Source organism: Serpens gallinarum, from assembly GCF_014836765.1.
GTDB lineage: Bacteria > Pseudomonadota > Gammaproteobacteria > Pseudomonadales > Pseudomonadaceae > Serpens > Serpens gallinarum.
Genome location: NZ_JACSQG010000012.1, coordinates 1 through 24,739, shown reverse-complemented (window position 1 = coordinate 24,739; position 24,739 = coordinate 1). Strand labels below are relative to the sequence as shown.

The 24,739-nt window shown below is 65.3% G+C and carries 21 protein-coding genes and 1 pseudogene; 9 read left to right on the top strand and 13 right to left on the bottom strand.

Going from position 1 to position 24,739, the window contains the following annotated elements; genetic code table 11:
- Window positions 1-48 precede the first annotated feature (48 nt).
- The 4 genes from H9642_RS16275 to H9642_RS16260 form a co-directional block, all read right to left on the bottom strand.
- Window positions 49-1,113 carry an alkene reductase gene (locus H9642_RS16275; RefSeq protein ID WP_251837520.1) on the bottom strand — a complete coding sequence of 355 codons (1,065 nt, stop codon included), beginning with the start codon at window positions 1,111-1,113 and terminating at the stop codon, window positions 49-51.
- A gap of 107 nt (window positions 1,114-1,220) precedes the next feature.
- Window positions 1,221-1,850 (bottom strand): nuclear transport factor 2 family protein, encoded by a 630-nt coding sequence (locus H9642_RS16270; RefSeq protein WP_251837519.1) that lies wholly within the window; start codon window positions 1,848-1,850, stop codon window positions 1,221-1,223.
- A gap of 7 nt (window positions 1,851-1,857) precedes the next feature.
- Window positions 1,858-2,628, bottom strand: coding sequence for an SDR family NAD(P)-dependent oxidoreductase (locus H9642_RS16265; RefSeq protein ID WP_251837518.1), 771 nt, complete (start codon window positions 2,626-2,628; stop codon window positions 1,858-1,860).
- Window positions 2,629-2,642: 14 nt separating this feature from the next.
- Entirely contained in the window at window positions 2,643-3,377 is a 735-nt protein-coding gene (locus H9642_RS16260) for an SDR family NAD(P)-dependent oxidoreductase (RefSeq protein WP_251837517.1), read from the bottom strand.
- 234 nt (window positions 3,378-3,611) lie between these two features.
- On the opposite strand from H9642_RS16260, the gene H9642_RS16255 reads away from it, so the two are divergent.
- A complete protein-coding gene (locus tag H9642_RS16255; protein WP_251837516.1) occupies window positions 3,612-4,445 on the top strand; it encodes an alpha/beta fold hydrolase in 834 nt (277 codons plus the stop codon).
- Window positions 4,446-4,493: 48 nt separating this feature from the next.
- Here H9642_RS16255 and H9642_RS16250 read toward each other — a convergent pair whose 3' ends face one another.
- The gene (locus H9642_RS16250) at window positions 4,494-5,270 is read right to left on the bottom strand and encodes an SDR family oxidoreductase (protein ID WP_251837515.1); all 777 of its coding nucleotides are present in this window, start codon (window positions 5,268-5,270) and stop codon (window positions 4,494-4,496) included.
- A 130-nt stretch (window positions 5,271-5,400) separates the two neighbouring features.
- On the opposite strand from H9642_RS16250, the gene H9642_RS16245 reads away from it, so the two are divergent.
- On the top strand, window positions 5,401-6,183 hold the full coding sequence (locus H9642_RS16245; protein ID WP_251837514.1) for an enoyl-CoA hydratase: 783 nt from the start codon (window positions 5,401-5,403) through the stop codon (window positions 6,181-6,183).
- A 157-nt stretch (window positions 6,184-6,340) separates the two neighbouring features.
- On the opposite strand, the gene H9642_RS16240 is transcribed toward H9642_RS16245, so the two are convergent.
- The 8 genes from H9642_RS16240 to H9642_RS16205 form a co-directional block, all read right to left on the bottom strand.
- Window positions 6,341-7,576: an NADH:flavin oxidoreductase gene (locus H9642_RS16240; RefSeq protein WP_251837513.1), complete on the bottom strand. Its 1,236-nt coding sequence runs from the start codon at window positions 7,574-7,576 to the stop codon at window positions 6,341-6,343.
- 75 nt (window positions 7,577-7,651) lie between these two features.
- Window positions 7,652-9,253 carry a DUF1302 domain-containing protein gene (locus H9642_RS16235; RefSeq protein WP_251837512.1) on the bottom strand — a complete coding sequence of 534 codons (1,602 nt, stop codon included), beginning with the start codon at window positions 9,251-9,253 and terminating at the stop codon, window positions 7,652-7,654.
- A 90-nt stretch (window positions 9,254-9,343) separates the two neighbouring features.
- On the bottom strand, window positions 9,344-10,957 hold the full coding sequence (locus H9642_RS16230; protein WP_251837511.1) for a FadD3 family acyl-CoA ligase: 1,614 nt from the start codon (window positions 10,955-10,957) through the stop codon (window positions 9,344-9,346).
- A 19-nt stretch (window positions 10,958-10,976) separates the two neighbouring features.
- Window positions 10,977-11,996: a ferredoxin--NADP reductase gene (locus H9642_RS16225; RefSeq protein ID WP_251837510.1), complete on the bottom strand. Its 1,020-nt coding sequence runs from the start codon at window positions 11,994-11,996 to the stop codon at window positions 10,977-10,979.
- A 100-nt stretch (window positions 11,997-12,096) separates the two neighbouring features.
- Complete coding sequence (locus H9642_RS16220; protein WP_251837509.1) at window positions 12,097-13,785, bottom strand: FAD-binding protein; 1,689 nt, start codon at window positions 13,783-13,785, stop codon at window positions 12,097-12,099.
- Between the two features lie 10 nt (window positions 13,786-13,795).
- A complete protein-coding gene (locus H9642_RS16215) occupies window positions 13,796-15,505 on the bottom strand; it encodes an FAD-binding protein (protein ID WP_251837508.1) in 1,710 nt (569 codons plus the stop codon).
- A 77-nt stretch (window positions 15,506-15,582) separates the two neighbouring features.
- Window positions 15,583-16,770, bottom strand: coding sequence for an acyl-CoA dehydrogenase family protein (locus H9642_RS16210; protein ID WP_251837507.1), 1,188 nt, complete (start codon window positions 16,768-16,770; stop codon window positions 15,583-15,585).
- A gap of 77 nt (window positions 16,771-16,847) precedes the next feature.
- Window positions 16,848-18,524 (bottom strand): methyl-accepting chemotaxis protein, encoded by a 1,677-nt coding sequence (locus H9642_RS16205; RefSeq protein WP_251837506.1) that lies wholly within the window; start codon window positions 18,522-18,524, stop codon window positions 16,848-16,850.
- Window positions 18,525-18,761: 237 nt separating this feature from the next.
- Here H9642_RS16205 and H9642_RS16200 point away from each other — a divergent pair, with 237 nt between their 5' ends.
- The 7 genes and pseudogenes from H9642_RS16200 to H9642_RS16170 form a co-directional block, all read left to right on the top strand.
- The gene (locus H9642_RS16200; RefSeq protein ID WP_251837505.1) at window positions 18,762-19,739 is read left to right on the top strand and encodes a flavin reductase; all 978 of its coding nucleotides are present in this window, start codon (window positions 18,762-18,764) and stop codon (window positions 19,737-19,739) included.
- Between the two features lie 36 nt (window positions 19,740-19,775).
- Window positions 19,776-20,567 carry a fumarylacetoacetate hydrolase family protein gene (locus tag H9642_RS16195; RefSeq protein ID WP_251837504.1) on the top strand — a complete coding sequence of 264 codons (792 nt, stop codon included), beginning with the start codon at window positions 19,776-19,778 and terminating at the stop codon, window positions 20,565-20,567.
- Between the two features lie 25 nt (window positions 20,568-20,592).
- Complete coding sequence (locus H9642_RS16190; RefSeq protein WP_251837503.1) at window positions 20,593-21,489, top strand: acetaldehyde dehydrogenase (acetylating); 897 nt, start codon at window positions 20,593-20,595, stop codon at window positions 21,487-21,489.
- 10 nt (window positions 21,490-21,499) lie between these two features.
- Window positions 21,500-22,531, top strand: a complete 1,032-nt coding sequence (dmpG, locus tag H9642_RS16185; protein WP_251837502.1) for a 4-hydroxy-2-oxovalerate aldolase — start codon at window positions 21,500-21,502, stop codon at window positions 22,529-22,531.
- 377 nt (window positions 22,532-22,908) lie between these two features.
- The gene (locus tag H9642_RS16180) at window positions 22,909-24,102 is read left to right on the top strand and encodes an acetyl-CoA C-acyltransferase family protein (RefSeq protein WP_251837501.1); all 1,194 of its coding nucleotides are present in this window, start codon (window positions 22,909-22,911) and stop codon (window positions 24,100-24,102) included.
- A gap of 105 nt (window positions 24,103-24,207) precedes the next feature.
- Window positions 24,208-24,498, top strand: a pseudogene (locus tag H9642_RS16175) (electron transfer flavoprotein subunit beta/FixA family protein); the annotation flags it as partial.
- 158 nt (window positions 24,499-24,656) lie between these two features.
- On the top strand, window positions 24,657-24,739 hold an 83-nt coding region (locus H9642_RS16170), incomplete at its 3' end, for a hypothetical protein (RefSeq protein ID WP_251837586.1).

Genomic DNA, 24,739 nt, shown 5'->3' with positions numbered 1-24,739 from the left:
GCGAAGCGGGCTTTTTCTTTCTCTACCGCCGCACGCTCCAGCGTGAATTCAAGCCGACCACGCAGGATAGTCGCTATAACCTGCTGGGCCTGAGCTGTAGAGCGACTTGCGGTCAAAACCCGCCAGCGGCCAGCCGTTGCGCAGACGCAGGGGCAGGTCGGGGTTACCGATGAAGTGGCGAGCGAAGGACACCGCTTCACCCTGACCGGCCTCAATCGCGGCGGCGGCGGCGGGGCCATCGAAGCCATCGTTGAGGATCAGCGCCGTGTTGCCGTGCTCGCGCGCGAGGGCGAAGGCATCCAGTCCATCGACAGGTGAACGCATGATATGCAGATAAGCCAGCCCCAGCGCAGCGACTGCCTTCATCAGCGCAATGGCCGTACCGGCGGGATCCTCGTCCTGGATGTCGTTGTACGGATTGCCCGGGCACATCCGATAGCCGACACGACCCGCACCGATGGCCTGGGCCATGGCCGCCAGCACCTCGGCAGGGAAGCGCACGCGGTTCTCCACGGAACCGCCATAGCAGTCCTCGCGCTGGTTGCTGCCGCTGGCCATGAACTGCATCGGCAGGTAGCCACTGGTGCAGTGCAGCTCGACACCGTCGAATCCGGCTTCACGGGCCAGCACGGCGGCGTCGCGATACTGACGCACCACCTCGGCCACTTCCTCGGTGCCCAACGCGTGCGGTTCCTCGGTGTCCACCATCCCTGCGGCGTCGCTGTACACCTGGGCGTTGGCGCGAAGCGCCGATGGTGCGACGGTGCGCGCGCCCACGGGTTTGTTGTGACGGCTGGCGGCACGGCCGACGTGCATCAGCTGCAGGACGATCAGGCCGCCCTCGGCATGCACGGCATCGGTTACCGCGCGCCAGGCGGCGACCTGTTGCTCATCGTAGATCGCTGGCGTGCGGCAATAGCCGAGGCCTTCAGGCGAAGGCGCGGTGCCTTCTGCCACGATCAGGCCCGCCCCGGCACGCTGGCGGTAGTAATCGACCATTTCGGCGGTCGGTACGCCACGCGCATCGGCGCGGCTGCGGGTCATCGGAGCCATCACGACGCGGTTGGCGAGCTGCAGCTCACCCAGCTGCAGCGGCTGGAACAATGGATTCATCGATCGATCCTCAATGGGGCCGACGCCGAGAAGCGGCCTCGGCGATGCCAGGCGGCAAAAAAAAGCCCACCCGCCGGGGCGGGCGAATGGGCAAGGGGGGTGTAAGGTCAGCGCACGCGGATTTTCGGATCGGCCGCCCCGCCACGCATCGTCGCGAGGAAGCCTTCCAGCGGCGCCGGTTCCGCGACCTGGGGCAGTTCGTCCTTGTTCGGTCGATTGGCCCAGAAGGCATCCCACGACGGGAACAGCTCATGGAAAGACCCGGCATAGGGTTCGCGGCCCGGCCAGCGCATCTTCAAACCGCCGATGGGCGGCTTGTTCAGGTCGGTCGCATACCAGTAGCACGGCAGTCGGCGGCGGAAGCACCAGCGCCCGTCGATACGCTCGTAGTCGTCCCAGTAGAGCATCTGCATGATCACCCACTCGGGGCCGGTTTCATGTTCGTTCTTCGAATACACCACGCCGGTGGCGTGGTCCGGATCGCTGAACTCGATGATGTGCTGGCCCAGGTGATGGGAGGTGCCGTGGAACTGCAGCCGCATGGTGTCGTCGAGCCAGGCCTTCAGATGCGCGCGGCCCACCTTGTCACGGCCCACGCGCACGTCCGGCGCGAAGCAGTTGGCCATGGCATCCAGGTCGCGCATGTCCAGCGACAGTGCGTACTTGCCGGCCAGCTGGCGAATCGCGTCGAGCGACTCCAGGCGGTCGATACGCGTCAAAAGATCCTGATCGCTCATGGGCACCTCACTCAAACACGGTGTACAGGTCGGAGCTGCGGCCGCCGTCAACGTTCAGGCAGGCGCCGGTGACGTAGGACGCTTCATCGCTGGCCAGGAACAGGATCGCGTTGGCCAGTTCGAGCGGCTTGCCCACGCGCTTCATCGGGATGAGTTTTTCGGTGTTACCGCGGGCCTTGTCATCGCTCATCATGCCGGCCATGGCGGGGGTATCGACCACGCCCGGGACGACAACGTTGCAGCGCACGCCGTAAGGCGCGCCTTCACTGGCCACCGCCCGACTGAAGTTGTTCACCGCGGCCTTGGCAGCCGAGTAGCCGCTCATCCAGGCCGTGCCGAACTGGCCGCAGATCGAGGAGATGTTGACGATGCTGCCGCCACCCTTTTCCTTCATCAGACGCATCGCGGTCCGGGTACCCCAGAAGGTGCCGTCCACGGTGGTCTTGAAATTGGCGTGCCAGTCCGCGGTGGACATGCTGTCCACCGCGCCCCAGGTAAAGGCCATGGCGTTGTTGACCAGGATGTCCAGGCGGCCATGACGCTGAGCGGTGGCTTCGATCGCGCCGACATAAGCGGCCTCGTTGCTGACGTCAGCCACAGCGATTTCAGCCTTGCCACCGGCGCTCAGAATTCTTTCCTGAACAACAGCCAGGGCCTCTTCGCGGCGGCCGCAGAGCACCACCAAAGCACCCTCTTCGGCAAAACGAACGGCCGTGGCCTCGCCGATTCCGGAGCTGGCACCGGTGACAAATGCGATTTTTCCTGCGAGACGTGACATTGCAATTCCCCTGATCAGATGAAGGCCATGCCGCCGTTGACGGCGATGTTCTGGCCGGTGATGAAGCTGGCTTCCTCGCTGGCCAGGAAGGCCGCGACGCGGGCGATTTCGTCAGTGCTGCACAGGCGACCCAGCGGTACGCCCTTGAGCAGGTCCGCCATCATTTCGTCGGGAATGCCGGCCATCATCGGCGTGTCGGTCGGACCGGGCACCAGGGTGTTGACGCGAATACCATGGCCCGCCAGCTCCCTGGCGATACCACGGGTCAGCCCCATGATTCCGGCCTTCGAAGCGCAGTAGTGATTGGGGCCTTCCCCCGTCAGCGCCGACGTGCTGGAGAGGTTGATGATGCTGCCGCCCGCGCCGCCCTTGACCATCAGCCGGGCGCTTTCCCGGGCGCAGAAGAAGGCGCCGGTGAGGTTGACGCCGATGACCCGCTGCCAGCTCTCGTCGGGCGTGTCGAGGAAGCTGTCCAGGCCGCCGACGCCGGCGTTGTTGACCAGGATGTCGAGGCGACCGAAGTGTTTCTCGGCGAGACTCACCGCGTCGGCCACAGATGCGCTGTCGGCCACGTTGCAGACCACCGGCAACACCTTGTCACCCAGATCGCCGAGGCCTTCGCGCAGGCTGTCGAGGTTGATGTCGGCTGCCACTACCCGTGCGCCCTCTTCCACGAAGCGGCGGGCAATGGCCAGGCCCATACCCTGGGCGGCGCCGGTCACGAACGCTACTTTGTCCTGCAATTTCATAACGAGTCTCCTACGGACGGGCTTGACGCCCTGGTTCTTGTTTTGCCCGCATGATTCGGGTCGCCGCCACGCGCCGCATCGTCCAAGGAGACTAAAGGGGCCGCCTGGCCTGCGATTGCTCCCGACTCGTCTGAACGAACGATGCCCTTCGCCACCCAGCGTCCGACCATCGCGTGACGGGAGTAACGGCGCCGGGCGCGCCGATGCCCCTTCCCAGCTATCGGAGAATTCGCGATGACCCAGTACCAAGACCTGCCCCTGCCGGTGGGCCATTACCTCACGTTGCACAACGGCCTGCGCCTGCATTACCTGGACGAGGGCCAGGGCCCAGTGGTGCTCTGGCTGCATGGCAGCGGCCCCGGTGCGAGTGGTTTCAGCAACTTCAAGGGCAACTATCCGCTGCTGACAAAGGCGGGCTACCGCAATATCGTGCTCGACCTGCCAGGCTTCGGCCGCTCCGACAAACCGGACGATGGCCAGTACGACCTGGCGTTCTTCGTCGCCACGCTTCAGGCATTCACCCAGGCACTGGGCATCACGCGCTGCACCCTGCTGGGCAACTCGCTGGGCGGCGCCATAGCATTGGGCCTGGCGCTGGCCGAACCGGCGCTGGCGGAGAAACTGATCTTGCTGGCGCCTGGCGGCGTGGAGGAGCGCGAGACCTATTTCCAGATGCCGGGCATCCAGCGCATGGTCTCGCTGTTCGGCGCCGGTCCCATCGGCTTGCCAGAGATGCGCAGCATGATGAGCCTGCAGCTGTTCGATCCCTCGATCCTGCCCGAGGAACTGCTGGCCGAGCGCGTAGCGGTCGCAGTCACCCAACCGAAGAATCTCTTCAGCACCATGATGATCCCCAACATGACCTCGCGCCTTGAGGAAATCGACTGCCCGATCCTGTGCTTCTGGGGCAATAACGACAACTTCAACCCGGTCGGCGGTGCACGGCACATTGCCGACAACGCCCAGCGGGCACAGGTGGTCATCCTCAACCGCTGCGGTCACTGGGTACAGGTCGAACACCGCGAGCTGTTCAACCGCAGCTGCCTGGACTTCCTCCAGCACGGTTGAGTGCCACAAGCGGGGTGGCATCTGCACACCCCGCTGCCGGGCAGGAACTCAGGCGTTCGATGCGTCGAGGAAGGCCGGGCGTTCACCCCCACCATGCAGCAGCAGGTTGCAGCCACTGGCGTAGCCACCCAGCGGGGAAGCGATGAACAGGCAGGCGGCGCCGATATCCTCGGGTTGCGCCAGGCGGTTGGCAGGAATGGTAGCACTCACCGCCGCGATGCCCGCCTCGTCCCCGTAGTGCTGGTGCGACTGCTCGGTGTGCACCAGGCCGGGACTGACCGCCACCACCCGCACTTTCGGCGCCCACTCCACGGCCAGCGAACTGGCCAGCGACAGGATGCCCGCCTTCGCCGCGCCGTAGGCGGCAGTCAGGGGCGACGGCCGGAGCGCGCTGATGCTGCCGATGAACACGATCACTCCACCTTCGGCCTGCTCCTGCATCAGCGCATTGGCCTGCTGGGCCACGTTCAGCGGCGCAATGAGGTTCAGCCGGATGATGCTTTCGTGGAAACGTGGCGAGGCGCTGCCGGCGTCCGCAGGCGGGCTGCCGCCTGCGTTGTTGACCAGCACGTCGAGGCGGCCGAAACGCTGACGGATCTCGCCGAACAGAGCCTCCAGTGATTGCAGATCGCGCACGTCGGCGGCAATGAAGCTGGCGCGGTTTTCAGCCACCTGCGGCAGTGCCTCCGGCTCGTTGCGTCCGCACACCACCACCTGCGCACCGGCCGCCAGAAAGGTGCGCGTAATGCCTGCGCCCACGCCTCTGGCGCCGCCTGTCACCAGCACCACCTTGCCGCTGTAGTCCAAGCTCGCGTGGATATCCATAAATTGCTCCTGTTGCGATGTTGTCTGCATTCTGGGCAAACACTGCTGGCGCGCTCGTCGTCTGAACGGACGATGAGCGCTGATCGTGCCCCTCTGACAATCGGCGTCCCGCCAGCATCGGAGTCATGGCATGAAGGATCTATCCCAACCCGTTCTGCTGGAGCGACCGGAGCCCGGCATTGCCCTGCTGCGCCTGCATCGCCCGGACGTGCGCAACGCGCTCAGTCCCGACCTACAGGCGATGCTGGCCGCTCAGTTTTCGATGTTGTCGGACGATCCGCAGACCCGCTGCATCCTGATCACAGGCGGCGAGCAGGTGTTCGCGGCCGGAGGTGACATCGAGGACATGCTTGAGGTCGGCGCAATGGACCTCTACAAGCGCCACACCGAACGGCTCTGGGCGCCGATCCGGAACTGCCCCAAGCCGGTCATTGCGGCGGTTTGCGGCTATGCCTATGGCGGCGGCTGCGAACTGGCGATGCTCGCCGACATCATAATTGCTGGCCGCAGCGCACGTTTTTCCCAGCCGGAAATCCGGCTCGGCATCATGCCCGGCATCGGCGGCACCCAGCGCCTGGTTCGCGCGGTCGGCAAGGCCAAGGCGATGCACATGGCCTTGACCGGCCTGCCCCTGAATGCCGAACAGGCGTGGATCGCCGGACTGGTCAGCGAGGTGGTCGCCGACGACGAAGTGCTTGGCCACGCGCTGGGGCTGGCCCGCTCGATAGCCGCCATGTCGCCGCTTGCCGCCGAGCAGATCAAGGAAGTCATCCTCCTGGGCATGGATGCGTCGCTGGACGCCGGCCTTGCACTGGAACGGCGAGCCGCGGCACTGCTGTTCGCCACCCGCGACCAGAAGGAAGGCATGCAGGCGTTTCTCGATAAACGCCCGCCCCGTTTCGAAGGCCGCTAGTGGCCTGTGCGGTTAGTTGGTTCCCTCAAGTTCGGATGCCTGAGGTTCCGAGACAAGGCGCCACGACGAGTCATAGCAGGGCTATGGCGAGGAGTGGCAACGCAGTATCGGGGCCTCGGGCGCCGAAATTGACTAACTGAACTAGCCAAACAGGCCACTAGAGCAAGGCGGCCCCGACGCTGTTGAGCTGCGCATCACCCGGCTCGCCCAACACGCAGGACGTGCCGCCCGGCGTGTACATCATCGCCACGCAGCGATTACACGCCGTGCAGATAGAGTCCCGGCGGGCACCCGACTGCAGCGTGTTGACGTAATCGGGTTCGGCGAGCAGCACCCGCCCGAGCGCGACCGCATCGAAGCCCTGCGCCATCAGGTGCTCGATACCCTCCAGGCTTTTCACGCCGCCGATGTACGCCAGCGGCATGCGCACAGCGGCACGGACCTTACGCGAGTGTTCGAGCAGGTAGAGTTCACGAAACTGCACATGGGGCTCCAGCAGGCTTTTCAGGGCCACCACGGCATCGATCAACGGCTTGCCGGTACTGACGCGGTTCTCTTTGGGAAACGACGAGCCGAACATGGTGGTGACCGACTCCACGTTCATTCCCGCGCTGAGTACCAGCAGGTGGGCACCTTCGGCCTCGAGCAGGCGCGCGATGGCGGCGCCATCCTTTGCACGGTTGCCGCTGCGCACGCCGTCGGTGACGCTGTATTTGCAGACCACCGCAAGGTCCTGCCCCACGGCGTCCAGCACCTGGCGCAGAACCATGAGCGGGAAGCGCATGCGATTTTCCAGCGTCCCGCCGTAGCAATCATGGCGTTTGTTGTAGAGCGGTGAGATGAACTGGCTGAGCAGGTAGCCGTGACCCATGTGCAGCTCGACGGCATCGAAGCCTGCCTCACGCGCCAGCCGCGCGCCGCGGACGAACTCATCAGCAACCTGCGACAGGTCCGCCTCGCTCATGGCCTGCTTGCGCAGCATGCCGCTCAAGATCCCGACCTTGTTGAAGCCGCCGCTGGCCGACAGCGGCAAGGCGGAACGACTCGGCGGCAGGAAGGTGAAGCAACCGCCATGCGTGATCTGCGCCGACGCCGCCGCGCCATGGCGATGCACTGCCTGGGTAAGCGCGCGCAGGTGCGGCAGGCTGTTGTGGTCGAGTACCACCTGATCGGGCAAGGTGCGCCCGTCGGGGCTGACAGCGCAGTAGGCCAGCGTGGTCATCGCCGCGCCGCCGGCGGCGATGCGCTCGTGCAGGCGCAGGGACTGGCCGGTGGGAATGCCGTCGAGCGCCGCGCCTTCGTTGGTCGCGGCCTTGATGAAACGATTGCGCAAGGTCAGCGGACCGATGCGCAGCGGCTCGAAGGCCGAAGTGATTCTAGGGGACGTCTGCATGCAAGTTCCTCGCGTGAAGAGCGCGCGGTACAGCGCCGCCGCAGGAGCACCGCGGCGGCGCTGCGTGGCGTCGCCTTAGAAGGAGTACTTGGCGTTGAACGACAGGTAGTCGCGGTCCGCCATCATCCGACCCTTGGCGATGTTCGGCGAGCTGAGGTAGTCGACGTAGGTCATCCCCACCTGGAAGTTGCCCAGGTACTTGAGGTCCGCGCCCAGGGTCAGGCGCTTCTCGGCACGGCCGATGCCCTGCAGGGCGCTGCCGTCGAGGTTCTGCTGCCAGTTGACCTTGGTCGCCAGATCCCAGCCGCTGAACAGGTTCGGGTGCTCCATCTGCGCGCCCAGGCCAAACAGTGTCGAACCACGGGTCTGGCCGTCATAGATAAAGCTGTCGAAGCTGCCGATATTCACACCGTCGACGGTGATATCCACCGGGTCCACGGATTCGATGTGCTGGTGCATCACCTCGCCGAACAGCGAGGTCTGGTGCGCCAGCCAGGTGGGGCCGATCAGGTACATCGCATTGAGGTTCGCCTGCCAGACTTCGCCACGCGCCGGCGTGCCGTTGTCCAGGTAGACCGCCGAGCCATCGCGATAGCTCAGGTCGCCGGCGAACTGCACCGCGTCGCCAATCTTCGAGCTGAAGCTCACGCCGGTCAGCTCCACGTCCTCGAAGTACCCCAGCTTGAAGGTGCCGGGCGCCACGCTGCCGGACAGGGAGGAATAGCGGGTGTCGCCGCCGAAATTGAAGAACAGCGCACCGACGCGCTCGTGGTAACGGTAGTGGAACAGGCCGACCTCGGTGCTGTCGGTCAGGCGGTAGCGCATGCCCAGACCCCACTGGCCGCTGTCGCGCGGCTTTTCCTCGCCCGCATAGGACAGCGCTGTGAATTGCGGATCTCCAGCCGCAAATCGGAAGTACTCGGCGCCAGGGCCAAAGATATCGCTGCTGTTGAAATAATCGCCGACCGGATTGAGCTGCGTTTCTTCCCACTCGTACTGGTAGAAGCCCAGCAATGCCAGGTCCTCGTTCAGCGACCAGGAGGCGGAGAACTGGCCCACCGGCAGGTAAGCGTCCTTTGCCTCGGTGCCCGGTACGTTGAACTTGGTCGCGTCGACCGGCGCCTGACCCTGGCTGATGTTGGGCCAGAACAAGCTCTCGCCCCAGGCCACCAGGTGCCGACCGGCTTTGAGCGAGACGTACTGTCCGTCCAGAACGTCGAAGTTGCCGTACACATAGGCATCGAGCAGGCGCGCGCGGCCGCCACTGTCACGCCGGGTGTCGCGGGTGAAGGTGTCGTTGCGGCCACCTTTGTTCACCGTGCTCGGCGAATCGTTATCGTTGCGACCGTGGTAGGCCTCATCGTGGAAATGACTGCCGCGCAGCACCGCCCCCAAGTTGTCGTGCCGCACCAGCACTTCGCCGAACACACTGACCCGGTTGGTGATCAGCGAACCGCGATCGAAGTTGCGCGTGCCATCATCGTTGTTGAGGCTTTCGAGGTATTGCTTGGCAGGCTTGCCGGTTCGCACCGACGCGGTGTAGTTCACTGTCAACGTGGTATCGACCGTGGTTCTTTCGCCAATCTCGAAGGAAGGGCCGGCCATCGCCGCACCGCTGGCGATGGCTACCGATACACCCAGCAGATGCAGGGCAAAACTCGCTTTCTTCACGCTCATAGCTATCTCCATTCTTGTTATTGTGCTGCTATCGCTCCATGTGGCTGCCGGTGACCGGCAGGCAGGGAAACTGAGAGTGCCTGCTGCGGCTCAGGTCGCCAGCAGCGCGCGCAGGTCGTTCTTGGCCACCTTGTTGGAAGGGTTCAGTGGGAGTGCCTCGAAGAAGCGCACCAAGCGCGGCACCTTGTAGTTGGCCATTCGCTCACGGCTCCAGGCGATGAGCTCCGCCACCTCCAGCGGCTGGTTCGCGTGGCGTACCACGCAGGCGCAGCCGACCTCACCCATGCGCTCGTCCGGCACGCCGATCACCGCCACCTGGGCGATGGCCGGGTGCTCGAGCAGCACGGCTTCGATCTCTGCCGGGTAGCAGTTGAATCCGCCCACGATGAACATGTCCTTGAGGCGGTCGGTGATCTGCAGATTGCCGTGCTCGTCGAGACGGCCCACATCACCGGTGTGCAGCCAACCCTCGGCGTCGATCACCTCGGCGGTGGCCTCGGGGTTCTGGAAATACCCGCGCATGACGTGGAAGCCGCGCAGGCAGATTTCGCCGGTCTCGCCCTGTGGCACAACCTGGTTTTCGGCATTGCGGATACTCACCTCGGTACCGGCGATGGGACGACCGCTGGTGGCGGCGATCACCTCGGCCGGCGCGCCAGGGTCGCAGATGGTCGCCAAGCCGCCGCATTCGGTAAGGCCGTAGGCCGTGGTCACCACCTCGAAGCCCAGCTCGGCGCGCATGCGCTCGATCAACACCGCCGGGATGGTGGCCGCACCGGTGACCGCAACCCGCAGCGAGGAAAGATCCGTTTGCGCCAGTTGCGGATGCGCCAGCATCGACAGGTACAGGGTCGGCGGCCCCGGCAGCACGGTGATGCGGTCCTCGACGATGCGCCGTATAACGACGTCGGCATCGAACACCGCGTGCGGCAGAATGGTCGCGCCAGCCAGCAGGCAACTGATCCAGCCGGCCTTGTAACCGAAGGCATGAAAGAACGGATTGACGATCAGGTAACGATCGCCCGGTCCGAGGCCGATCACCTTGCCGTATTCATAAAAGGCGCGCAGCAGCTGGCCCTGTGTGCTCAGCACGCCCTTCGGCTTGCCGGTGGTGCCGGAGGTAAAGAGCAGGTCGCTGACGTGCTCGGGCGTTACTGCGGCCATTCTGGCCTGGACCACCTCGGGAGCCAGCGAGGCGCCCTCGGCGAGAAACGCCTGCCACCCCTGCCGGCCATCGATCGAGACACGCTCATTGAGGATGATCTCGTCTTCCAGGCTTTGCGGCCGGAAGGGCTGGAGCAGCTGGGGGTAATCGACGCCCAGGAATTCACGGCACACAAACAGCAGCCGAGCTCCGCTGCGCGCCAGCACATCGGCGGCCTCGGGACCCTTCATGCGGGTATTGATCGGCACCATCACCGCGCCCGCGCAGTGAATGCCGAGGGCAGCGATGATCCAGGCCCGGCAGTTCGGTGCCCAGATAGCGACTCTGTCGCCCTCTTGGATGCCTCGGGCCAGCAGCCCACGGGTCACGGCCATCACCTGTTCGGGGAGCTCGGCGTAGCCGGTGACCACGCCGTTCTCTTCGATGGCGGCAAGCCCGGCAAAGCGCCGCGACGCCTCTGACAGCAGCGCAGGGATGGTCATGGGCGCTGCGGCAGCTGTGGGCTCAAGCAGTGTCTGGGGCGAAGTAGTGTCGGTCATGGTCGGAGTCGCCTGGTGATCATGGGAAACGAATGTGCAATTGGTCGCTGGTGGGCACGGCCTGGCAGGTGAGGATCCAGCCCTCGTCCAGCTCCGAGGCGTCCAGCGCATCGTTAACGAGCAACTCGACCTGGCCTTTTTCCAGGGTGCACATGCACGAGGCACAGCCGCCGACGCGGCAGGCGCTGGGCGGCTTGAGGCCCGCGCGCTCCATTGCCGCCAGCAGGGTCTCTCCGGCCTCGCATTCGAGCTGATGTTGCTGGCCGTCCAGGTCCACCGTGACCGCCGCCGCGGAAGCCGCCTCGCTGGCGGCCACGGGCACGATTTCGCCCTCGCCGGGCAGCGAGACGAAACGCTCGACGTGAATGTTCGGCCCTGGCATACCCAGGGCCTTCAGCGCGCTGACTGCGGTGTCCATGAAGGGCCCGGGCCCGCAGATGAAGGCTTCGGCCCGAATAAAGGGGCGCGCCAGCTCGGCAAGCTGTTCGGCACTGGGGATGCCCTGGATCGAGTCCAGCCAGTGCACCACCTGTAAGCGGCTCGGATGGGCCTTGGCCAGCTCGCGCAGCTCGTTGCGAAAAATCACCGAGGCTTCGTCGCGGTTGGCGTAGATCAGCAGGATGCGGCCTTTGCCGGCCAGCAGCGCCGAGCGCAGGATCGACAGCACCGGCGTGATGCCACTGCCGCCGCCGAACAGCAGCAGGTCGCCGTCCAGTCGCTTGGGCACGAACACACCTGCCGGCGCCATGACATCCAGACTGTCTCCGGCGCGCAACTGGCCACAGAGCCAGTTCGACGCGCGCCCGTCAGCGACGCGTTTGATGGTGACCCGCAGCGGCTCATCCAGCAGCGGCGTACTCGACAGCGAGTAGCAGCGCGGCAGCCAGCCATCGCCGTGGGGTACACGCAACGTGAGGAACTGGCCTGGCCGATAACGGAACGCTTCGGCCAGGCTCAGCGGAACCTCGAAGACCAGCGAGCGTGCATCGGCGGTTTCCTCGATGACCTGCGCGACACGCAGTGCTATGTAGTTGCTCATGGCTCAATACTCATGTGAACGCGCCGATTGGCGCCCAAGCGGACGCAGGGCTGAGGCTCCTGTCCGGCGCGGGCGGTGCAGGCGGGCATGCGTGGAATGCTCATACGGAAGCCTTCGCCGGCAATGGCGTCGCGGTGACGGCCGCGACGGCGCGGGCCGCACGCCGACCGGAAAACACGCAGTCGGCCAGGGACAGACCGCTGATGTACATGTGCGAGGGAATGCCGACTGCCGCACGGCCTGCGGCGTAGAGGCCGGGAATCGGCCTGCCGGCCCGATCGAGCACTGCCCCGCTCGTCTCCTCCACCTGCAGCCCCCCCAGGGTCAGTCCGCCCATGGGGTAGGCGGAACTACTAACGGAAATGTCGCAGGCATAGAACGGGCCTTGCTCCAGCACCTGGCGACTGTCCGCCGACTTGCCCGTCTCGTCCTCGGCCATGCCCCGCGCCGAGGCGTTATAGCGGGCCAGGGTGTCGGCCAGCGTCGTGGCGTCAGCGCCGATCACCCGGGCCAGCGCCTCGATGGTCTTGCCCTTGCGGGCGAAGAGCATCAGCAGTAACGCCGGCATCGTCTGGAACCACCAGTAGCCGCCGCGCAGGGTTTCCTTCAGCGCCTGACGGCGCAGGCGCCGGTCGAGGATCAGCCAGCCCTTGCCGTCGTGTTCCTCGCACAGACGCACGCCCAGGGTGGCGCCGTAGACTTCCTCGTTGCAGGCGCGTTGCCCAAGGCTGTTCACCACCATGCCTTTGGGCCAGCACAATGGCGGGCTGAGGAAGCGCCAGGCGGAAACCCGTTCGAGTTGGCCGCTGGCCGCACCGACGCTGCTACCCAGGCGTATGGCCGAGCCGTCGCAACCGGTGGCGCCCACCTTGAAGGTGCGCACGTAGCGGGAACCATGCTCGCGCATCATCTGCGGGTTGAAGATGAAGCCGCCGGTGCTCAGCACCACGCCGCAACGGGCACGAACCGCCAGCGGCCGTGCGTAGTCACGCTCTATACGGGCAAGGCGTCCACGCAGCCGGTCGCTGTAGGCCGGCGCGAGGTTCTGCCAGCGCTCGGCAGCGGCAGCCAGACGAGCATGCTCGCGCGCCTGAGGGCTTTCTGCAGGCAAGCACCAGAGCTCAGCGCCCACCACCGCGCCCTGGCCGTCGAGCACCAGGCGGCGGATGCTGGATTGCAGCCGCGTGCGAATGCCGGCGCGCCGGCAGGCGTCGCGCAGCTGATCGTAAAGCACCTGGCCGCTCTGGCCCTTGCCCACGGTGCGATGGCCACGGGGCGCCGGCGAGGCCGGACCGGCATAGGCCGGCACCTTTTCGTTGCCCGAGTAATAGAGGTAGTAACCATCCGGCGGATAGGAGGTTTTGCCGCCACCGGGCGGCATGCTCGAGCCGTATTCAGCACCATGGCTTTCCAGCCACTGCAGATTCTCCACGCTTTGCTCGCAGAAACGCCGCAAGGTGTCATCGCTGACGACGCCCTGCGTTTCATGGCGCAGGTAATCGAACATGGCCTCAGGCGTATCGGCAAAACCGGCGTCGCGCTGCTGGCGCGTGCCGCCCCCAGCATAGACGATTCCGCCGCTCTTGGCGCTGGCTCCGCCGCCCTGGAAGCGGTCAGCTATCAGAACCTCGAGGCCCCGTCCGTGAGCTTCCAGCGCGGTACAGGCACCGGCAGCTCCCCACCCCGCCGCCAGCAGGTCACAGGTATCGTCCCAGGCGTGGCGATCCGCATCCTCCACACGCAAGGGCGGCAGGATCTCGGTCACGCTGTCGTCATCGTAAGTGCTCATGTCCTGCTCCTCAGCGCTGGCCGGCCAGGTGTCCGGCGGCGATGTAGCCGAAGGTCATGGCTGGGCCCAGTGTCCCGCCTGCGCCGGGATAGGTAGTGCCGAACACCGAGGCGGATGTGTTGCCAATCGCGTACAGCCCGTCGATCACCTGGCCATCGGTGCGCAGGACCTGGGCATGCTGGTTGGTCAGCAGCCCACCCTTGGTACCAATGTCTCCGGCGTCCATGCGCATCGCGTAGAACGGCCCCTTCTCCAGCGGCGCGAGGCAGGGATTGGGCTTGACGTCGACGCTGCCGTAGTAGCGGTCGAAGACGTTGCCACCGCGGCCGAACTCCAAGTCCTCGCCCGTCCGGGCGAAACCGTTGAGACGCGCAACACTCACCTGAAGGCCTGCCGAGTCCACGCCGATCTGCTGCGCCAGCGCGTCGAGGGTGTCTGCCTTGAAATACAGGCTGTTCAGCCACTCCGCTGGCAGGCGCTCATCCGGCATGATCTGGGCGGGCATCAGCGGTCCCATGGCGTAGCGAAAACGAAAACGCCCGTCGAAGATCACCCAGGCCGGCAGTGACTGCCCGTCCGTGGCTTGGTTGTCGCGATACATGGCCGCCACGAATTCCAGGTAGGGCGCCGCCTCGTTGACGAAGCGCTGGCCTCGGCCGTTTACGACGATGGAGCCGGGAAAGGCGCGTTCGGCGAAGATCGGCCTGGGCTTTTCCTCGCCGGGCACGGCAATGGTGGGTGCCCACCAGCCGTGTTCCATTAGATCCGTGGCGGCCCCCTCGGCCAGTGCCGCCTCCAGCGCGGCGCCGGTGTTGGCACCCGGTGGCGTCGCGCTCCAGGCCTCGCAGGTGGGCTTGGGCAGGTAGCGATCGCGAAGGGCCTGGTTGCGTTCGAAACCACCGGAGGCAAGGATCACCCCACGCGAGGCATGCAGTTCAATCAGCTCGCCATCACGCTCGACGCGAACGCCGCTGACACGTCCGTCCGTTACCAGCAGCTCGCGAAAATCGGTCCGCAGCCACAGCGGCACCTGGCGATCCATCAGTGAACGGCGCAGCGAGGCCACCAGCGAAGCCCCCAGGGCGGTTCGGCGGTCAAGGTCGGTCTTGCGCCGCCACTTGAAATCCAGGCGGTAGCGCAACATCAGGCCCAGGAGCACGAAACGCCAGCCGAAACTGCGCGACATGGCCTTGTGTGCTTGGCGCGCGGTCCAGGCGATCTTGCCCATCAGCAGCGTCGTTGGTGATGCCGGACGCAGATTGGCGAATTCCTCTTCGAGCACGCTGGCATCGAAGATTTCCGGGTCCAGCGAGCGTCCGCCGGGCAAGGCGCCGGGCAGATGCGGATAATAATCGGGGTACTTCTCGGCGACGGCGAAACGTACGCGGCTGTGTTTCTCGAGTTCGCGCACCATTCGCGGAGCCTGTTCCAGGTAAGCGCGAAGGCGTGCTTCGTCGACCCGGTCGCCAACCGCAGCCTGGAGATAGGTCCAGGCCTTGTCGAAACTGTCGTTGCCGCCCTTGGCCTGGAAATGGTGGTTGTTCGGAATCCAGATGCCGCCGCCGGAAATGGCCGAGGTGCCACCGTACTGGGCGGTCTTCTCGATCATCAGGACCGACAGTCCTTCATCAGCGGCGAACAGCGCCGCCGTCATGGCGCCAGCGCCGGAGCCTACGACGATGACGTCGTAACGGGTTTCAGTCGAAGCTTGGCCTGTCATTGTTGTTTTGCCTTGCACGAGAGAGGGAATCCATCACCGCACCGCCGGCGTCGGGATGCCGAACGGTACGGTCGCCGTCAAACGAAGGGATCGGGGTTGGGCAGACCGAGCAAAACCGCGCCGTAGCTGCGGCCGTAGGCCATGTAGTTGTTGGCGATATGCCCACGCGCCTGGTGCAGGTCACGGAAAATCCGCGCCACCGGGTTGCTGCTGTACAGCCCGGAGGCGGCCATGCAGCGCAGCAGCTCGTTGACCTTTTCGGCACAGATGTTGGTCACGTAGGAGGACTGGAAGCGGTACAGCAGCCGCGTCTCCACGTCCGGATACTCGTTGGCCTGCGCCAGCTCCATCAACTGCCCATAGTTGCGCTCCAGCACCAGCTTGAGCATGTCCAGGGTGATGGTGGCGTCGGCCACGGCGTTCTGCGCCCCTGGGTCCTCAGCGGTCTTGGCGCCGTGCTTGCCGATGTGCTGCGCGGCATTGCTGCGGAACTCGTTGATCGCGCCCTGTAGCGCACCCATTGCGGAGGTGGACACCGCGCGAGCGAAGATCTGGGCGAAGGGAATGGCGTAGATCGGGTTGGTGTTGACCAGGCGACCCGGGGTGGCCTCCAGGGTCCAGTTGTTGGTGCGCTGGACCCGGTAGGCCGGCACGAAGGCGTCTTCCACCAGGATATCGTGGCTGCCGGTGCCGCGCAGGCCCAGCACGTCCCAATTGTGTTCAATGCGATAGTCGCTGCGCGGCACTAGAAAGGTGCCGTGCTCGGCGGGCTGGTCGCCTTCAGGCGGGACGATGCCGCCCAGCAGACACCAGCTGCAGTGTTCGCTGCCGCTGGAGAAGCCCCAGCGCCCGCTGATGCGGTAGCCACCGTCGACCGGGGTCACCTTCGCCACCGGCATGTAAGTGGAGGACATCAGGGTGCCGCTGTCCTCGCCCCACACATCGCGCTGAGCCTCGAGCGGGTAGCGCGCCAGCTGCCAGGGATGCACGCCGAGCACACCGTAGACCCAGGCGGTGGACATGCAGCCCTCGGCGAGGGTCATCTGGATTTCGAAAAAGGCACGCAGATCGATCTCGTAACCACCGAAGGCCTTGGGCTGCAGGGCACGAAACAGCCCCGCTTCCTGCATATCGGCAATGGTTTCGACCGGCACCTTGAATTCGCGCTCAGCCTGGGCTGCACGCGCCTTGAGCTGCGGCACCAAGCGCCGTGCGCGCTCGATCAATTCGATTTCCTGAGGCGTTTTTTCCCGAATCGCAGTCATCCTTCAGCTCTCTCTTGTAATGCGCAGTTGCGCAGGCGTGACTGGATAATCGGATGCGAGGAGGAGACGATTCATCGTCAAAGCGGACTAGTCGCAACGTCGGAGGGCGCGCTCTCGACAATGAAGCGCGCCGACAGGCGAGCCAGCTCGGCGGCCAGGCGGTCCAGATCCGCAGCAGCCACGGCGCCGCGTCCGGCGCTCTGCGACAACTCCCGGGTGCCACTGGCCACCCCCTCGACCTGCTCGGTGATCTCGCGCATGGCCTCGGCCTGGGCCTGGACGACATCGCCAATGCCGCTCACCGCCTCGATCACCTGCTCGGTGCCGTGCCTGATCTGCGCGATTGAGGCGCCGGCCTTGTCCGCCAGGCCAACCCCATCCCGCACCCGCTGTACGGCCTTATCCATGCTGCGCACCACATCCTGGGTGCCGTTCTGGATGCGCGCGACGATGTCGCCGACATCGGTAATGGAGTTCCCGGTTCGCCTGGCCAGCAGACGTACCTCATCGGCCACGACGGCGAAACCACGGCCTTGCTCGCCCGCCCGCGCCGCCTCAATGGCGGCGTTGAGCGCCAGCAGATTGGTCTGCTCGGCCACTTCCCGGATGACCCCGAGCACGCTGCTGATGTCGCTGGAAAGGGCGTCCAGTTCACGAATGTGCCGCGCCGTGTCCGCCACCACCTCGGAGATGCCCTGCATCTCGTCGCTCATGGCACGAACGGCGCCTTCACTTTCGGCGGAGCGACTGGCCGACTCCACAGTGATCCGCCGCGTGGCCTGCGCATGGGTCTCGACCCGCTCAATGGAGCGCGACAGCTCCATGATCAGCCGGGACATGGCGTCGACCGCCACCGCCTGCTGCTGTGTGGCAACCGACGAGCCGGACGCCACGTCAGCCATTTGCCGCGCCTCCCGCTCCAGGCGCTGCATCTGCTCGCGCACAGCGGCGATCAGCCCGCGCAGGCTGTCCCGCATCAACGCCATATCGCGCAGCATGCTGCCGACCTCGTCCTGGCCCAGTTGGGGGACGGGACGCGACAGGTCGCCCGCCGCCATGGCCCCCAGGCTGTCGCTGGCCACGGCAAAGGCGCGCCGCAGGCGGCCCACGACGGAGAACGCCGTCAGGCCGCCGGCCACCACGCCCAACACCGCAAGCGCCAGGTAGGCCATCACCACCCACTGGTAGCGCCGCTCCGCCGCTCGATAGTCCTGTTCGGTGAGAGCCCGCTGAGCCTGGCGCAGACCGTCCAGCGCCCGCATCGCCTGTTCGCCCAGCGGCATGCCGATACCGAGAAACGCAACCATGCCATCGGAGCGGAAGTCATCCAGGCGCAGCGACGCCAGCACGCTGTCGAGTTCCAGCAGCCATTCCGCGTAACTCGCCTCGAACGCCTCGGCATGCGCGGGCTCGCCGGGCCAGCTGGTCGCTCGCGCCCAGAGCCCGGCAATGGCCTGGTTGTTGGCTTCGATGGCATCCAGATGCACTCCGACCGGACGCTCATGGGCCCGCACCAGCTGCCCGCTGGGGTCGTATTGAAAGGCCAGCAGCACCAGCCGGCGGTTTTCATCCAGACGCCGACCGATCTCGGCGAAATCCTCCAGGGCCCGCAGCCGCTGGTCATGCACCACGCGCAGGCTGTCGCGTGCTTGGTAGAGGCCATGCCAGCCCAGCGCCACGGCGGAGAAGAACAGAAAACTGGCAAGCACGGCCCAGAGCCAGAGGCGCTGGGCGATGGTGATCCGGTTGAGCATCGGGATGTCCTTGTATGGCGGAATTGACCGCGCCAGTCCCAGTGAGCGCACCTCGCGCAGGCGCGGGGCGCGCTCAGACCGGGCGCCAACGCCGGAACATGCCGCCCCACCAGGGACCGCGCCACGTCCAAACGGACGACCCGAACGGCGACTCCAGCGTTAGTCCGTTAAGACGATGCTGGCCGACCATGGCCTCTCGATACTGAATTCACGTAATCCCAGCTCGGCGGGCAAGCCATGAACGCAAACACCAGCTTCGATCCTCAATCCTTTCGCGCCGCCCTCGGTACCTTCACTACCGGGGTCACCATCATCACCAGCCGTGGCGTAGACAACGAGCCAGTGGGTGTTACGGCGAACAGCTTCAACTCGGTTTCGCTGAACCCACCCATGGTGCTCTGGAGCCTGGCCAAGAATGCCAGGAGCCTTTCGACCTTCAGCCAAGCGAAACACTGGAACGTCCACGTGCTGTCCCATGAGCAAGAAGAGCTTTCGAGCCGCTTCGCCCGCCAGGGTGAGGACAAGTTCGCCGGCATCGAGCTGGACAAGGGCATCAGCACCGCACCTCTCCTGCCGCAGTGCACCGCACGCTTTCAGTGCCGCACGGCGTTCCAGTACGAAGGTGGCGATCATGTGATCTTCGTCGGTGAAGTGCTGGCCTTCGATTACTGTGATCGCGCACCCCTGGCCTTCCAGAGCGGCCAGTACGCGCTCGCCACGCGCCAACCGGGCAATGCCCTGCGCCTGGGCAGCCCGCCGCCCCCCGAATGCAGCTACACCGAGGACCTGCTCGGCTATCTGCTGGGGCGCGCCCATTACCAACTGCTCGACGAGCTGCGTCAGCGCCTGAGTAGCCAGCAACTCGACGAGCATGCCTTCTTCGTGCTGTCGGTGCTGTGCATCCGCGATTCGCTGACGCTGGAAGAGCTCGACCAGTTTGTCGGCTACACCGGCTATTCCGTCACCCCGGCCACCATGCGCTTTCTCGAGAAGCAGGGCCTGGTCGCTATCGAACGGATCGCCGGAGTGAACCGCTATGTGCTCACCGGCACCGGACGCGAGGCCTCGCTGGAAGAAATCGCGCTGGCCAAAGCGGTCGAGCAGGACGTGGTGGCGCGTCTTGGCGAGGTGGACGCCAAGATGCTCAAGGTCCTGCTCAAGCGCCTGATTGCCACTACCGATTGCGGCCTTCCGGACCTCTGGGGTCCGCGCTAAGACCGCCCCACCCATCGCACTGACATGAGCGCGCTTATGAACCTTAACCTGATCGAGACCCTGGGCGACGAGCTGTTCGACGCCCTGCAAGGCCGGCGAACCCTGTCGCCCCTGACCGAGCGTCACCCGGATATCCAGCTCGAGGATGCCTATCGCATTTCCCTGCGCTTTCTCGAACGCCGGCAGCAGCTCGGCGAGCAGATCATTGGCAAGAAGATCGGCGTCACCAGCAAGGCCGTCCAGGACATGCTGAACGTGCATCAGCCCGACTTCGGCTTCCTCACCGATCGCATGCAGGTCGCCGACGGCAGCGACGTCGGCTTCGCCGAGTACCGCCTGGTCCAGCCCCGCGCCGAGGGCGAGATCGCCTTCATTCTTGGCGAGGACCTGATCGGCACCGACATCAGCGCCGACGACGTGCTCAATGCCACCCAGTACGTCGCGCCCTGCTTCGAAATTGTCGACTCGCGGATCGACAGCTGGAAGATCCGCATCCAGGACACCGTCGCCGACAACGCGTCCTGCGGCGTCTTCACCCTGGGCGCGCAGCGCATCGATCCCCGGGAGATCGACCTCGCCCAGGTGCGCCTGGAGCTGTTCAAGAACGGCCATCCCGCCGGCAGCGGTCTGGGCAGCGCCGTGCAGGGCCACCCCTGCGCAGCCGTCGCGTGGCTAGCGAACACCCTCGGCCGGCTGGGCATCCCTTTTCGCAAGGGTGAAATCATCCTCTCCGGCGCCCTGGCTCCTCTGGTCCCGGTCGCCGCCGGCGACCGGGTCAGCCTGACCCTCAGCGGACTCGGTGAATCCAGCCTGCGCTTCGTCGAGTGACCTGCATCTCAATCAGGAGAACACCATGAGCAAGAAAATCCGCTGCGCCCTGATCGGGCCCGGCAATATCGGCACCGACCTGCTGTACAAGCTCAAGCGCAGCGAGGTATTGGAGCCGGTCTGGATGGTCGGCATCGACCCGTCCTCCGAAGGCCTCAAACGCGCCGAGGAACTGGGCCTGAAAGTGACCGCCGAGGGCGTCGACGGCCTGCTGCCGCACATCAAGACCGATGACATCCGCATCGCCTTCGATGCCACCTCCGCCTATGTGCATGCCGAGAACAGCCGCAAGCTCAACGAGTTGGGCGTGCTGATGATCGACCTGACCCCCGCGGCCATCGGCCCCTACTGCGTCCCACCGGTGAACCTCAAGGACAACCTTCGTGCCGGGGCGATGAACGTGAACATGGTCACCTGCGGCGGCCAGGCCACCATTCCTTTGGTGGCGGCGGTGTCGCGCGTGCAGCCGGTGGAGTATGCCGAGATCATCGCCACCGCCGCGTCCAAGTCGGTTGGCCCCGGCACGCGCAAGAACATCGACGAGTTCACCCGCACTACAGCCAGTGCCGTGGAGCAGGTGGGCGGCGCGAAAAAGGGCAAGGCGATCATCGTCATCAACCCGGCCGAGCCGCCGCTGATCATGCGCGACACCGTGCATTGCCTGGTGGAAGGCACGCCGGACGAAGCGGCGATCACCGCATCGATCCACGCCATGATCGCCGAAGTGCAGAAGTACGTGCCGGGCTATCAGCTGGTGAACGGGCCGGTGTTCGACGGCAATCGTGTTTCCATCTTCATGGAGGTGGAAGGCCTGGGCGATTACCTGCCCAAGTACGCCGGCAACCTCGACATCATGACCGCAGCCTCGGCCCGCACCGCCGAGATGTTTGCCGAAGAACTGCTCAAGCAGACCGAGCTTTAAGGAGCGCGCCATGGACCTTTGCGGCAAGAAAATCACCGTACACGACATGTGCCTGCGCGACGGCATGCACCCCAAGCGTCACCAGATCAGCCTGGAGCAGATGAAAAGTATCGCCCAGGGCCTGGACTCTGCCGGCGTCCCGCTGATCGAGGTCACCCACGGCGACGGCCTGGGCGGCAGCTCGGTCAACTACGGATTCCCTGCACACAGCGACGAGGAATATCTCTCGGCGGTCATTCCGCTGATGAAGCGCGCCAAGGTGTCGGCCCTGCTGCTGCCGGGCATCGGCACGGTCGATCACCTGAAAATGGCCCATGAAATCGGTGTTTCCACCATTCGGGTGGCGACCCACTGCACCGAGGCGGACGTCTCTGAGCAGCACATCAGCCACGCCCGCGGCCTGGGCATGGACACCGTGGGCTTTCTGATGATGGCGCACATGAACAGCCCCGAAGGCCTGGCAGCCCAGGGCAAGCTGATGGAAAGCTACGGCGCCAACTGCGTGTACATCACCGACTCGGCCGGCTATTTGCTGCCGGACGACGTCGGCGCCCGGGTCGCCGCCCTGCGCGAGGCGCTCGCACCGGGGACGGAGATCGGCTTCCATGGCCATCACAACCTGTCGATGGGCGTGGCCAACTCCATCGCGGCCATCGGCGCCGGGGCGACCCGCATCGACGCGGCCTGCGCAGGCCTCGGCGCCGGCGCCGGCAACACTCCGATGGAGGTGCTGGTGGCGGTCTGCGACCGCATGGGCATCGAGACCGGCGTCAGCGTGTTCGGCATCCAGGACGTCGCCGAAGATCTGGTAGTGCCCATCATGGACTTCCCCATCCGCAGCGACCGCGACGCCCTGACTATGGGCTATGCCGGGGTCTACGGCTCGTTCCTGCTGTTCGCCAAGCGGGCCGAGAAGAAGTACGGCGTGTCCGCTCGCGAGATCCTCGTCGAGATGGGCCGCCGCGGCATGGTCGGCGGTCAGGAAGACATGATCGAGGACACCGCGCTGACGCTGGTCAAGCAGCGCCAGGCGAACGCCTGAGCCGATATCTCCCGCACCTATCGACGCATCGAAGGCGCCCATCGGAGGTCGGCGCTCCAACCAGCAAAACGGTAAGGGGGCGGTGATCCGCCCCGATAACCTGGCCACGGTCGGCCACCCATCATTTGCCACTGGCATACCTGGCACCCCTTTTAGCGGGTGCCAGTGCCAGTGCATGTCCAGCTCTTGGGAAGCAGCTCCGAAGGCGTGGAAAGGCAGCATGCTCCCTCGCGTCGGCCAGATTCGCCATACCTCGGCTCAACGCCTCTGACTAAGCCGTGTGGACGATGTCGGCGGCGTTCGACTTCCCAAGAATGCTGGCAACGCATCGCTGCACAGTTGCAGCAACACATCAAACTTCTGGAACGGACGATGTCATGTCAGAGCGCGAAATTCTCATCGTCGGGGCGGTTCGCACAGCCATAGGGACTTTTGGCGGTTCGCTGAAGGATGTTCCCCTCGCCTCGCTCGCCACCACCGTGGTCCGCGCGGCACTGGAGCGTTCCGGGGTCGCCCCGGAGCGAGTCGGGCATGTGGTGATGGGCAACGTGATCCCTACCGAGCCCAAGGATGCCTACCTCAGCCGCATCGCGGCCATCGATGCGGGCCTCCCCGTCACCACGCCGGCCTTCAACGTCAACCGGCTCTGCGGCTCAGGCTTGCAGGCAATCATTTCGGCGGCGCAGGCCATTCAACTGGGCGACACCTCCATTGCCATTGGCGCCGGGGCCGAAAGCATGAGCCGGGGGCCCTTCATGCTCCCCGGGCTGCGTTGGGGCCAGCGTCTGGGCGACGCCAACGCCGTCGATTACATGAATGGCGTCCTGCACGATCCTTGGCAGCAGATCCACATGGGCATCACCGCGGAAAACGTTGCCAGGCGCTATAGCATCAGCCGTGCGCAACAGGACGCCCTGGCCCTTGAAAGTCAGCGACGCGCCACCCGCGCGCTCGCCGAGCAGCGCTTCGCCACTCAGATCATCCCGGTCGAAGTGAGCACGCGCAAAGGCACGCGCCTGTTCAATACGGACGAGCATGTGCGGGACGACGTGACCGCCGAGCAGCTCGCCAGCATGCGCCCGGTCTTTGACAAGGCCGCCGGCACGGTCACCGCCGGCAATGCGTCGGGCCTCAATGACGGCGCCGCCGCCGTGGTGCTTGCCGAGGGCGGCGTTGCGCGCGAGCTGGGGCTGCAGCCTCTGGCCCGCCTCGTGGGCTATGCCCATGCGGGCGTCGAGCCCGCCTTCATGGGCATCGGGCCGGTGCCGGCAATACGGTTGGCGTTGCAGCGGACCGGGCTCGGCCTGGAGCAGATGGATGTCATCGAGGCCAACGAGGCGTTTGCCGCCCAGGCCTGCGCCGTGGCCCAGGAACTCGGCCTGGACCCGGACAAGCTGAACCCCAATGGTTCGGGCATCTCGCTGGGCCATCCGGTGGGCGCCACCGGCGCGATCATCACCACCAAGGCGATTCACGAACTGCAACGCGTGCAAGGGCGTTACGCACTGGTAGCGATGTGCATTGGTGGCGGACAGGGCATCGCTGCCATTTTCGAGAGAATCGACGCCTAGCGAGGATGCATTTCGCTCGGCTGGCACCCGCCAGTTCCGAGCAGCTCATGCGGTTGCTTGTACGACTGGAACTACCAGCGCCATTTGGTGCAACGAGACTTCATTTTGAAAATCATGGTTACTGTAAAAAAGGTGGTCGACTACAACGTCAAGGTTCGCGTCAAGGCGGACAACTCCGGCGTCGATCTCGCCAACGTCAAGACGTCCATGAACCCCTTCTGCGAAATTGCCGTGGAAGAGGCCGTACGCCTAAAGGAAAAGGGCGTCGTTAGCGAAATTGTTGCCGTGTCCGTAGGGCCGACCGCTGTCCAGGAACAACTGCGCACCGCACTGGCACTGGGCGCCGACCGGGCCATCCTGGTCGAGTCCGCTGACGAGCTGAACTCGCTGGCCGTGGTGGCAGACTACGGCCTGGTGGGCGATCTGTTCGAGATCGTTCCGGAGTTCGGGAAGCTCGTCTGGCCGTTTTATCCGAAACCAGTCTGCGCCTTCTTCGCCTCGTCATGGCAAAGGCTCAGCCTGACTGCGCAACTGATCCGCCCTCAGGAAAGACTATGCACATCGGCATTCCTCTAGAAACTCACACCGGGGAAACCCGCGTGGCTGCGACCCCGGAAACGGTGAAGAAACTCATCGG